We start from the raw sequence: 11,881 nt of genomic DNA, 5'->3' as shown, positions 1-11,881 counted from the left end.
ATTAATTAGACCGAGCGTTTCGGTTTCCTTTCTCTCTTTTCCCTAAAGAACAAAACTATATTTCCGGGAACGAAATAGTTTCCGGTAGATCCAATAGACCTTCCAATGCCAAGCGAATATATTCCGGACCTTTGATTTCTCCGAACCGAGGTATAAGGTGGAAGTGCATATGTGCCACCTTCTCCGCAACCAACACCGTATAAATTTTCTGGGGTGAAAAACGATCGTAAATCCAGGTTGTCGCTCGTTGGAAAGCGGTTCCTAACTCTGCAAACTCCTCGGAAGTCCATTCCGAATAGGCCTCGCGGTGCGAAACGGGCTCCACATACAAATAACCGGGAAGTTTCTTCGAAAATTCGCTATGCCTTACGAGAAACGGGCCCGATCGAAATAAAAAACCCGAAATTTTTTCGCTACGATGAGCGGAACAAATCGGGCAACCTGAAATCGTAGTTTCCGAAATAGGGGCCAGATTTATACTCCTGAAACCTGGGTAATATAATTCTTGTACCGATCGTAAACGCGCTCGATATATTCCAGGCTCGAGCAAAATCGAATGATACACCGATAAAAATGATACCGCTCCATATCTACGATTTGGTTCTCTCCATCCATTTGTTCCCGCAATAATCCTTTAATCATCCCCAAAAATAAGGATCTTTCCAACGTATTATAACCCTCGGGAGCGTAGCGCGCACCTTCCAGAATATTCACAAAATTTGCCGCCGAGCGAAGAAACTCCGTTTCGTTAGAGAGATATTCATATTGTTCCTGTTCGGAAAAAGTGGATAAATAGTCGTGGAACAAGGTTAATTGGATGGATTCCACAAGAGAGCCGGTTTTTTCCTTAGCTTCTTTATAAAACGAAGTCTGAATACTATACTCGACAAAGTCTCTCCAGGAGGATTTTGTAGTTTCTATCTTGTGAAGTTCTTTCAGACTCATGGTATTTCCGCTTTTAAGGCCTTTATTTTCGATTCTTCTTTGAGGTATACAGGGAAAAACGTCTCTATGTCAAAGGTTTTCCGCTCTTTACTCTTTCTTTTCTGTCTAGCGATGCCATCGGCCGTTTTTTCAACGGAATCCGGTGATGAAGAATTATGGGAAACCGCGATGGAATGGGCCGGGCACCCGGTACTTAGGGAAAAACGTATCGTTCGCAATTTAGTATCCAGTTTTTATAAGAATGAAATCCAAGAAACAGAAACGGCAATTCGCGAATCCATCGACCGACATTTTTCGAAAAAAAATCTTCGAAAATCCCTAATTCCGGAACTCATCCGTAAAGACTTGGATTCTATTCCGGATATAGGTGGAATGGCCTATGAAGTTCCCGAACTAGGTTCAGGCACGATCTTGAAAGAAGAGACGGATTTTCCCGAAACCTTTCGAAGCTTTTCCTATAAAAATGGGAAGATAAAATATTTCTTTCGCAGCCGACAAAAACCGTATCTACAAGATTGGGAAAACTTAAAGCTCTTAGGTAGCTTTTACGCGTTTACGGAAGCCGGTGCTTTATTGCTATGCAAGGAAAAAGAAGACGCACCCTTACAATTTAGGGATATTCGGGAATTAAGATCCTATTTCCAGGAAAGAAAGAAAAGGAACTCTTCCCTGGAGCTCTTTCACGAAAACGGAATTTACCTTTTCTATTTCCCGAATCAAAATCTATTCCCTTATTATATTCTATTAATATCAAAAGGGTTATTATTCGTATTTACGATAGTACTAATCTTCGTATATTCAAAACGGTTTTGGACATTTTTGAAGGACCAAAACAAGCGGAGCTTTAAGGCTCAAACGATTTTCTTACGGGATAGGCAAAAAATAAATGCTCCCCACGACTCGGATGAAAACCCGATTTCCTAACCTGCCCATTTACTGCAAGTACATTTGCTATACAAATATATAGATTTTTTTCGAATTTGGACTCATTTTTTGGGTGACATAAGGTTCATAAAAACCGATCCTTTTCTCAAGGGAATTTCCAAGATTTTACGGATCTAAATGGAATTTGTCCGGGATAGGAAGTATGATGCTCCTATCCCAGTCGAATCCCTTAAAAAGTACACGCAATCATAAAGGAAGGGGAATCGTTTTGGCAAGAGAAGGAGCTAAAGAATCCATGAAGAAGCAAAAAGAAGAAGCCCAAGGCTTAGACGACTCTAAGAAAATGGCGATCGATCAGGCCATGACCCAAATAGAAAAGCAATTCGGGAAAGGATCGATTATGCGGCTCGGTGCGGCTTCTGCTACGAATGTGATGCCCGTGATCCCGACAGGTTCTCTGGATCTTGACATTGCTTTGGGTATCGGAGGATATCCGTTAGGTAGAATTGTTGAAATCTACGGGCCGGAGTCCTCCGGAAAGACGACTCTGACTTTGGCTGCGATTGCAGAAGCCCAAAAAAGAGGTGGAGTCGCGGCGTTCATCGATGCCGAACATGCCTTGGATCCATCTTACGCAAAAAAATTGGGCGTAAATTTAGAGGAACTTCTCGTCTCTCAGCCGGATAACGGGGAGGAAGCCCTGGAGATTTGCGAATCCCTGGTTCGTAGCAACGCGATCGATATCATTGTGGTAGACTCCGTGGCTGCCCTCGTGCCGAAAGCGGAGATAGAAGGGGATATGGGAGATGCGCATATGGGATTGCAGGCCCGCCTTATGTCCCAAGCTCTTCGCAAGCTGACCGGGACCATATCCAAATCAAGAACGGTCGTCGTTTTCATAAACCAAATCCGTATGAAGATCGGAGTTATGTTCGGATCGCCCGAAACTACAACCGGGGGAAACGCGCTTAAGTTCTACAGTTCGATTCGATTAGACATTCGAAAAATCGAAACCTTAAAGGAAAAAGAAGAGGCCACCGGCAATCGAGTCCGAGTCAAAGTGGTTAAGAACAAGACTGCTCCACCGTTCCGGCAAGCGGAATTTGACATAATCTACAACACCGGAATTAGTAGGGAAAGTTCTCTCGTTGACTTAGGTGTAAAACACGACATCATTAGTAAATCGGGTGCCTGGTATTCCTATAATACCGAAAAGATCGGACAAGGAAAGGAGGCCGCCAAAGAGTATTTAAAGGCCAATCCTGAAATTGCATTTCAAATCGAGAATATGGTGCGAGACCTCAACGGTCTACCTGCTCTTGCCAAAGAAGCAAAAGTGCCGACTGTTCCAAGCGGGGCCGAAGACGCCCAAAGGGCCGCTGGATAAACATTTACTACCGGCTTTCTTTTTAGAAACCATTGACGCCGGGTGGGAAATCCATCCGGCTTTTTTTTTATTCCAAGAACTTTTCCTTTTTTGATACTTGCCTTACGCAACCAAGAATTCAACCAAATCAGGAAGAGCATGTCAGAAATCAGTATTATCGGGGCCGGCGGATTCACCGGAAAAGAGCTTCTCGGACTTTTAGCTCGCCATCCAAAATACAAAACGGTTCATCTTACGAGCGATAAGCTTGCCGGAAAAAAAATATCCGAGGTGTTTCCCGATCTCCCGTTTCCGGAGGATTTAGTTTTTAAGAAACACGAGGATCGAGTTCCGGAAGGCTCCTTGGTGGTTTTAGCGGTTCCGAACGAAGCTTCCTTACTATTGACTCCTAGGTTCCTAGATGCCGGACATAAAGTAATCGACCTGTCGGGAGTATATCGTCTTCATAATCGCGAAGCATTCGAGAAAACTTATAAACTCACCCATACTAGCTTCGAGCTAGTAGATCGGGCCGTTTTCGGAATTCCGGAATTGTTTCGGGAAAAATTAAAAGGCGCGAATTTCGTTTCGAATCCCGGATGCTATTCCACTTCCGTAATATTGGCTTTGTACCTCCTCGGCGACGTTAGAAAGAAGGTTCGGAGTCGAATTATTGCCGACTGCAAATCCGGAGTGAGCGGCGCGGGAGGAAGAGTGGAAGACGGAGGTTTTTCCTTTACCGGAGTCCACGAAAACTTTCGCGCCTATAAGATTTTAACCCACCAACACGAACCTGAAATTCAAGAATATTCTTATGCGGGTTCGGGACTGCCTCAGCCGGAAATTCTCTTTGTTCCGCATTTACTCCCTCTTAACCGGGGAATCTTGTCCACCATCTACCTAGAAACGGAGGGAACGGAAGATATAGACGCTCTCGCGACTCTAAAAAAGAACGCCTCCGGAGAGCCCTTCATTCGAATTCGGGAGACTCCGGAGGAGATCGATCTATCTAAAGTCGTTCATACGAATTTTCTAGATATAGGAGTTCGCCAGCGAGGTAAGACGATTACGATCGTCTCCGCTTTGGATAATCTCATGAAGGGAGCTGCCGGGCAGGCTCTACAGAATATAAATCTAATGTTAGGAGAGAAGGAAACTCTTGGGCTCCTTCCTTGACTCCCATGGAAAAACCTAGCATATATCATTTGGTCTCGGATTCTTGCCGCCAATATCGTGATCGTCCTTTCCACTGGATCTGGGATGAAAAACAACATACTTTCACCGGAATTTCCTATGGAGAATGGTTTTCCAGCCTGGAAAGACTTTCGGGATATTTACTTTCCAAAGGGTTAAGACGAGGAGATAAGGTCGGACTCATTTGTGATAATCGCACCGAATGGTCCCTCTGCTCTTTTTCGATCGTCTGTGCCGGCGGTGTAGATGTTCCTAGGGGATGCGACGCAAGCGCCGAAGATATCACTTATATTTTAACCCACACGGACGCAAAAATCGTCTTCCTAGAAAAGAATTCGGTTCTAAAAAAACTAAGCAAACATCCTGATTGTTTATCCGCAATCGAGGTTCTCATAGTAATCGAAGACGAATCCACATTCGAAGGCTTAAGCCAGATCAGGAGCCAATTCCCAAAATTGGAAGTGCTCGGACTGGATAAAGCCTTATCTTCCGGAGAACAGTACCTTTCCAAGAAAGGGCCGGAAGTCCTGAGGCAAGCCGGAGAATCGCTCACGGGCAAGGACATTGCGACCATCATTTACACTTCGGGAACCACAGGCGTTCCCAAAGGAGTCGTTCTTAAACACAGATCATTTACTTGGAGCGTACAAGAACTCCAGCAATTCGTCCCGGTCACGTATTCGGATAGAACTGTGGTATTCCTTCCTCCTTGGCATATTGCGGAACGGATTTTAGAGACAGCCTTGCTTTCCTGGGGTGCCTCGATGGCTTCCTCCAATGTTACTAATCTACAACGAGACTTTGGCCTAATCCAACCCACCGTTTTGGTTTCCGTTCCCCGTGTATGGGAGGCGCTATACCGTAAAATCTGGGATACAGCCAAAAAGGGACCGTCTTGGAAATTTAAGGTCTTCTCGTTGGCCGTAAAAATCGCGGAGTTCCATAGCTCCCTTTATGATACGATTACGGGAAATTACGCAACTACCGAGGATGAACCTTCCGATCAAAAGGCATTGGATAAATTCGTAGCCCTAGCGTTCTTCGGGCCGGTTTCACTAGCGAATTTACTTTCACAAAAAATATTACAGCCTGTTCGTGCTTCTTTAGGTGGGCGTCTACGTTTTGCGTTTTGCGGTGCGGGAGCGATGCCTTCTAAAATTCAGTTTTTTTTCCGGTCGCTCGGTATTCCCATTATCGAAACCTATGGAATGACTGAGACCACGGGAATGGGAGCTATGGGTCGGTTTCCGATTCCAAAAACCGGCGCAATCGGACCAGTTTTTCCCGGCGCGCATATAAAACTTTTGGATGAAACCGGGACTGTCATTACCGAATCCGGAATCAAAGGTACAGCTTGGCATAAAGGGCCGCATGTCACTTCCGGCTACTACAAAGACGAAGAAAAAAATACGGCTTCACTGATAGACAATTGGTTCGATTCAGGAGATTTATTCGTTTGGACGAAGACAGGAGAACTCAAGTTTGCAGGTCGTGCCAAAGATACGATCGTATTATCTTCCGGCGAAAATGTGGAGCCGGAACCGATCGAAGCTAAAATTTCCGAATCCGAATTTATCCAGTTTATCGTAGTCGTCGGGCAGGATCGGAAATTCCTGAACGCCCTGATCGTTCCTAATTTCGAAAAGCTCAGGGAAAAATTCGCGAAATCGGGACAAACATTACCGGAAGCAAATACGGAAATCGTTACGAACCCGACCGTACTCAAATTTTATAAGGAATTGCTGAAAGAAAAAATTTCGGAAGGAAACGGATTTAAGAATTTTGAAAGGATCTCCAATTTTCTGCTGATCGAGAAGCCGTTCGAAAAAGGGCAAGAACTGACAGAGACCATGAAAATTAAGCGTAAAGTCGTCCTGGAAAATTATTCTCGTCAAATCAATGAGCTGTATTCTTAAATCGATATGCCTAAAATGAAAAATCGGGAAATTCTTTTTTGCGGGGCCTTTACCGGAGAAATTGACAAACTGCAATCCGATCACCGATTTTGGGTCTTAGAAACCGGAGTCGGGAACTTAAACGCCGCGCTACGCCTGCAATCTTTCTTCTTGGAAAACGAAGAGGATTTACCGAAATCCATTATCTTCCTAGGTTCTGCAGGAGTGTATCCTTGGGTTCCTCGCAAAGAATGGGAAGGAAAACTAGGACTCTCGAGAGCATTTACAAATTACGAAATCGCTTACCTGGATAAGAAAATACGGGTACCGGAGTTTCTAAAATTAAAACTGGAATTTACCGCCTTTGAAATTCCGGCTTTAGGCAACGGTTTTTTCGAATCTACTACCAACGGAACCGGTTCGGTAACTTTAGAAGACCTAAGTCCGCGAGCCACGGAACGTTTAAAAACGGAAGAAATCGGTTTGGAAAATATGGAAGTTTTCGGTCTGGCAAAAGTAGCGGAAAATTTCGCTATTCCTTTAACCGCTATATTTTCACTGACGAATCGCGTGGGCCCGAAAGGAAGCGACGAGTGGAAATCTTCCTGGAGAAAATTATCCGATAAATTGCAAGATGCGGTAATCGCTTCGTTTCCATAAAAAACTCACTTTTTCCGTTCGGAAGGAAAGAACAATTCACGGATTTCCTTGGTAGCCGATTCGGCTTCCAATTCGCCTTTTTTTATCACTTCCTTGTACCTTCCGAAATCGGTAAACGCGAATTCTTCGATATGCATATTCACGAAAAGATCCATTTTCTCCTTTCGAAGCTTGGTAATCTCGCGTCCTTCCAGAGTAATCGCTCTCGCCATAATCTTTAAGATCGGAGGGTACGTGATATCTTCCCATAGGTTCTTAAAGAACGATTTCCCGGTAACTTTACGATCTTCCAAAAGTCGAACGATCGCATCGTCGCGTAACGGGGAAACGTTAACCGAAAGAATGACGTCCGCTCCTCTCTTTCGAATCAGGTTATCAGGCACGTTGTTGATCACTCCCCCGTCGATTAAAAGGTGATCCCCTTTAAAAACGGGAGGGAACATACCCGGCAAACTCATTGCGGATGCAAGTGCTTCCCAGATAGGCCCCTGATCCATTACGTATTCCTGCCCACTATGCAAGTCCACGGCCGACGTTACGAATGGAATTTTTAGATCCTCGATCAATTGCGAACCGAATGCGTCCTTAAGCATTCGCAGCATTTTTTTTCCCTTAAAGAAAGAAATTAACGGAATCGTCGGATCAAACGGCTTATCGATTCCACCGAAGAATTTACTAACCATCTTGTAAACGGAATCGGCGCTTTCTCCCCTCGCGTACAATGCCGCGATCACCGCGCCGAAGGAAGAACCTGACACATAATCGAATCGGATCCCTTCCCTTTCTAAAACTTTTAGTAGCCCGACGTGGGCCAAGGCTCTGGCTCCGCCTCCGCCGAGGGCCAATCCTCTAGTTTTGGAAACAAGATATCTGGCAAACGTCTCGCCCTTGTAGAAAATTCGCTGATTGGCGCTTTTGTCTTCGTGATGGATCGCTTTATCGGAAACTACGATCCTGGACGTACGCCCGTCATAATTACGTATTCGAGGTCTCCAATAATCGATGATTTCGGTTTTCTGTTTAACGTTTCTTTCGGGATTATCCTCCCAAAAAACGATCTGATCGCATTGTTGCACAACCTTATCGAATTCGGGGAGTATGCTTGGAACGCGGAAATAAATATGAAGGACGGGAGATTTTTTTCTGAGCTGGGAAATCATCCGAATCATTTCGGATAGCGATTTATCCTTGAATATATCGATCTTGAATAGAGAGACATTTCCTTCGTGGGATCGTCTCCCCGTTTCGACGATCGAATCTAGGTGGTGCTTGAAGTCCTCGACCTCTTCGGTCGGAATATGACAAATCAATCGTCGCGGCACCGAAGGATTCTTGACGACTCCTTCGATCGCTTCGCGCATCCTGATTCCCATGAGGCGCATTAAATTTTGGGATAAGATCTTTTCCTTTGCGGCAAGACGGAGAAAATATTCTCCGTTCAATACGTACAGTAAAGTATCCAAAACGGCCGTCGCCGAACCCGAATGCACCGACCTAGTCAGAACGCTGTTTTCCGCAAAAAGATCACCTTCACCTAAATATCGAACGGTTTGTCCGGCTTCCCCTAAAGTGACCATCACCTCGCCGTGGCGTATTAGATACAGTTCCTTTGAAATCTCTCCCTTATAATAAATCACATCATGGTTATAAACATTCCGTTCTTCGATATGCTTATAAATTTGAACGAGTAGCTTTCTCGGAAGATTTTTAAATAAGGGAATCGAGGCAAGAAATTGCAATGCTTCGGGAGGGACGAAACGTATCATTCCGGCAAAGCCTATGGCCCCTCTTCCGTTTTGTAAAGTCTATCTCGTATCGAGAATGAAATACGAACGTAAAGGTCCTTGTTTCCGGATGGAAATCTCTTGATTTCTGAGTTTAAAGGGAAATTCTAGCTCCGATGCACTTAGATTCAGCCTCCGTTGTTTCGATTTTTCAAAAATCCATCCAAGATTGGCATGCAAGCGAATCCTTATCAAAAAACCCCTATCCTCAAACCAGTTTAGAGTATCTTTTCTATAAAAAGAACCAGATTGATACCGTCCAGTGGCATGTCGAAGACGAAATCCGAAGACCGGATTTGCCGGACTCGAATCTAGTCCAGTTTAAGCGTCAAATAGACGCCTTAAACCAGGAAAGAACGGATACCGTAGAACTAATCGACGATTTTATTTCATCCAGGTTTAAGGATATTCCCCGTAAGCCGGATGCCCGCATGAATTCCGAGACGCCGGCCTGGCTAATCGATCGGATGAGCATTTTGGAGCTCAAAATCTATCATATGGAAGAGCAGACGCGTAGGACTGACGCGACCATTGCGCATATCGAAGCCTGTAAAACGAAGCTAAGCATTCTGCTAGAGCAAAGGAAAGATTTGTCGATTTGCCTAGATGAGATATTGGACGATCTTTCCAAGGGCGTGAAATATTATAAAGTATATCGTCAAATGAAAATGTACAACGATAAGAATCTCAATCCTTCTTTGTATACCAATAAAGCATGAACCTTCTTGTTCTTCGTTTTTCGGCAATGGGAGACGTTGCCCTAATGGCGCCGGCGCTAATAGCGGTCGTTGCGAAATATACGAATATCCAACTTACGGTCGTGACGCGAGGAAATTATGCGCCTTTTTTCTATAATATCCCGAACGTTCATGTAATCGGAATCAATCTAAAAAAATATAGAGGAATCATGGGCTTGTACCGATTATTTCGGGAGCTGAATAAGCTCGGCCCTTACGAGAAAATAGTCGATTTACACTCAAGCGTCAGATCTAGGTTTATCAGTTTATTTTTCCGCTTGAGGGGCGTTCCAATTTTTCAAATCGTGAAAGGCAGACGCGAAAAATTACGCCAGATTCGTAGGAATAGAAAAGTACTTCGAAAGCTCCCACATACCGTTGATAGATACTTGAAGGTATTCGATAAGGCGGGATATCCGGCTTCCGTTCGCAAAGGACCCTGGATAAACGTTGATCCCGAATCCAAGATTTTTGCAAAGGACTTCTTACTTTCCAGAAAGATCGACAAAAAGGAAGGGCTTTGGGTCGGATACGCACCGTTTGCCGGTCACAAATTAAAAGAATGGCCGCACGAAAAAAGCATCGCATTGCTTAAACTACTCAAGGAAGAATTTCCAAATATTAGGATTTTCTTATTCGGTTCGTCTCAGGAAGCATCCATTATGGAGGAATGGAGAAACGGCGATCAATCGATGACGATCGTCTCCGGAGGAAAACTCGGAATACGAGGAGAACTCGGAATCATGGAAAGAATGGACGTAATTATAGGAATGGATTCGTCCAACATTCACATCGCTGCCCTTTTAAAGCGCCCTGTCGTTGCTCTCTTCGGAACGACTCATCCCTATTCCGGTTTTGCACCTTTCGGTCAAGAAGATACCGGCGTTCTACAAATAGAGGATCTCACTTGTAGACCTTGCAGCATCTACGGAAATACGACGTGCTTTAGAAAGGACTTTGCGTGTATGGAGTGGATCACACCCGAGGATGTTATCAAGCGCATTAATGTGATCATAAACATCAATACGCTTTTCTAAATTCGACTTTAACCGAATAAACCGAACGGGTCGAGTGAAAAAATCATATTAAAAAGCGAAGGACTCTTTTTCTTACCTTTCAATTCGGCAACGGCTTTATAGACATCTTCCATTCTATCCACGCAGGCTTTAATTTCATGACTTTGCGCGATTCGAATCGATTCGATCGAAAATGCGGCAAATAGCTCGGGATCTTTCAGTATCTTAACCGACTTCTCCGCGATATCTTTCACGTCGAACGGTTTAGCTATGTATCCGTTTTTAGCGTTGTGGATCAATTCGGGAATGGCAAAAGAATCCACGCCGACCGCCGGCAAACCGCAAGCTATCGATTCTAAAATCACCAATCCTTGAGTCTCCATAGTTGATGCCGTTAAAAACAGATCATAGTTCGGATATTCCTTCGGTAAATCCTTCCGATCGATAAACCCTTTAAAGAAGACCGATTTTTCAATTCCGAGTTTTTCCGACTGCAATTTTAAGGAGGCAAGAGCAGGACCGTCGCCGACGATCGTCAAACTCGCATCAGGAAGCGAATCCTTAATCAATTTAAAGGAATTGATGATTACATCGCAGTTTTTTTCGTAAGAAATTCTCCCTACGTGCAGAAGCTTCGGGCTTCCTTCCAATTTTTTAGGCTGCCCTTTAAATTCGGATAGGTCCAATCCGTTAGAAATCACTGCGACCGGCTTTTTAATACCGAACTCTTCCAACTGCTTTTTTATGAGATGGGAGGGAGAGATAATTAGATCGCATCTATCATACAAATTGTTCGTAATCTTCAATATGATCTTTTTCCGAATATTGAATCTGTCAAACTTCTCAAATTTTATCAAATCCTTAATTCGCAGTCTTTTATTAAGCTTGCCGACTTTCATAAACAGTTTGTCCAGCTTCAAAAGTCTGTATAAAGACAAATACATATCCTGCTCGGACATCAAAGTATGATAGGTTCCTATACTAGGAATTCCGTAACGTTCCGTAGCATTAATTCCATATAAGCCTAGTAAGCCTGGAGTGTGAATATGAACTAAGTCCGGCTGAAATTCTTTGATAATTCTTTTGATTTTTGCAGGAGAAGGCAAAACGACCTTTATATCCGGATAGCTGGGCAAATATCCGCTACGAAATCGTTCGATGCGAATCCGGTCCCCCATCCGATCGAAGTCTCCGTCTCCGTATTTGGGACAACATATCAAAAATTCATGTCCTCTCTCGGCAAGCAACTCGGCGAAATTCCGCATGGAGATTGCGACCCCGTCGACTTTAGGAAGGAATGTGTCCGAAAAATAAAGGATTTTCATCGTAGCCCTGATGGGGAACCAATCTCATGCAAAGGAGGGATTTTTCCACTCCAATCTACTTTATGTCGGGAAAA

11 protein-coding genes are annotated in these 11,881 nt (G+C 44.1%); 7 read left to right on the top strand and 4 right to left on the bottom strand.

The features are described 5' to 3' along the window. Positions 1-55: 55 nt before the first annotated feature. On the bottom strand, positions 56-448 hold the full coding sequence (locus LEP1GSC047_RS09050; RefSeq protein ID WP_039934550.1) for an HIT family protein: 393 nt from the start codon (positions 446-448) through the stop codon (positions 56-58). A gap of 26 nt (positions 449-474) precedes the next feature. After that, on the bottom strand, positions 475-945 hold the full coding sequence (locus LEP1GSC047_RS09045) for a hypothetical protein (RefSeq protein ID WP_010419689.1): 471 nt from the start codon (positions 943-945) through the stop codon (positions 475-477). A gap of 66 nt (positions 946-1,011) precedes the next feature. Between LEP1GSC047_RS09045 and LEP1GSC047_RS09040 the strand changes: the two genes are divergently transcribed. From LEP1GSC047_RS09040 to LEP1GSC047_RS09020, 5 genes are all read left to right on the top strand, one after another. After that, complete coding sequence (locus LEP1GSC047_RS09040) at positions 1,012-1,869, top strand: hypothetical protein (RefSeq protein ID WP_020988565.1); 858 nt, start codon at positions 1,012-1,014, stop codon at positions 1,867-1,869. 256 nt (positions 1,870-2,125) lie between these two features. Beyond that, a complete protein-coding gene (gene recA, locus LEP1GSC047_RS09035) occupies positions 2,126-3,217 on the top strand; it encodes a recombinase RecA (protein WP_039934548.1) in 1,092 nt (363 codons plus the stop codon). Between the two features lie 138 nt (positions 3,218-3,355). Beyond that, positions 3,356-4,372, top strand: coding sequence for an N-acetyl-gamma-glutamyl-phosphate reductase (gene argC / locus LEP1GSC047_RS09030; protein ID WP_010419695.1), 1,017 nt, complete (start codon positions 3,356-3,358; stop codon positions 4,370-4,372). Positions 4,373-4,377: 5 nt separating this feature from the next. After that, positions 4,378-6,306, top strand: a complete 1,929-nt coding sequence (locus LEP1GSC047_RS09025; protein WP_020988566.1) for an AMP-dependent synthetase/ligase — start codon at positions 4,378-4,380, stop codon at positions 6,304-6,306. 15 nt (positions 6,307-6,321) lie between these two features. After that, on the top strand, positions 6,322-6,945 hold the full coding sequence (locus tag LEP1GSC047_RS09020) for a nucleoside phosphorylase-I family protein (RefSeq protein WP_010419702.1): 624 nt from the start codon (positions 6,322-6,324) through the stop codon (positions 6,943-6,945). 5 nt (positions 6,946-6,950) lie between these two features. On the opposite strand, the gene LEP1GSC047_RS09015 is transcribed toward LEP1GSC047_RS09020, so the two are convergent. After that, positions 6,951-8,711, bottom strand: a complete 1,761-nt coding sequence (locus tag LEP1GSC047_RS09015) for a patatin-like phospholipase family protein (protein WP_010419705.1) — start codon at positions 8,709-8,711, stop codon at positions 6,951-6,953. A 134-nt stretch (positions 8,712-8,845) separates the two neighbouring features. Between LEP1GSC047_RS09015 and LEP1GSC047_RS09010 the strand changes: the two genes are divergently transcribed. After that, the gene (locus LEP1GSC047_RS09010; protein ID WP_010419708.1) at positions 8,846-9,448 is read left to right on the top strand and encodes a DUF4254 domain-containing protein; all 603 of its coding nucleotides are present in this window, start codon (positions 8,846-8,848) and stop codon (positions 9,446-9,448) included. Then, positions 9,445-10,503: a glycosyltransferase family 9 protein gene (locus LEP1GSC047_RS09005; protein WP_010419710.1), complete on the top strand. Its 1,059-nt coding sequence runs from the start codon at positions 9,445-9,447 to the stop codon at positions 10,501-10,503. Before LEP1GSC047_RS09010 ends, LEP1GSC047_RS09005 begins: the two co-directional genes overlap by 4 nt. Before the next feature lie 8 nt (positions 10,504-10,511). Here the strand turns inward: LEP1GSC047_RS09005 and LEP1GSC047_RS09000 are convergent, their stop codons facing one another. Then, complete coding sequence (locus tag LEP1GSC047_RS09000; RefSeq protein WP_020988537.1) at positions 10,512-11,807, bottom strand: glycosyltransferase; 1,296 nt, start codon at positions 11,805-11,807, stop codon at positions 10,512-10,514. Positions 11,808-11,881 lie beyond the last annotated feature (74 nt).

Origin of the sequence: Leptospira inadai serovar Lyme str. 10 (assembly GCF_000243675.2) — a bacterium.
Classification (GTDB): Bacteria; Spirochaetota; Leptospiria; order Leptospirales; family Leptospiraceae; genus Leptospira_B; species Leptospira_B inadai.
This window is presented reverse-complemented; position numbering and strand designations above follow the sequence as displayed.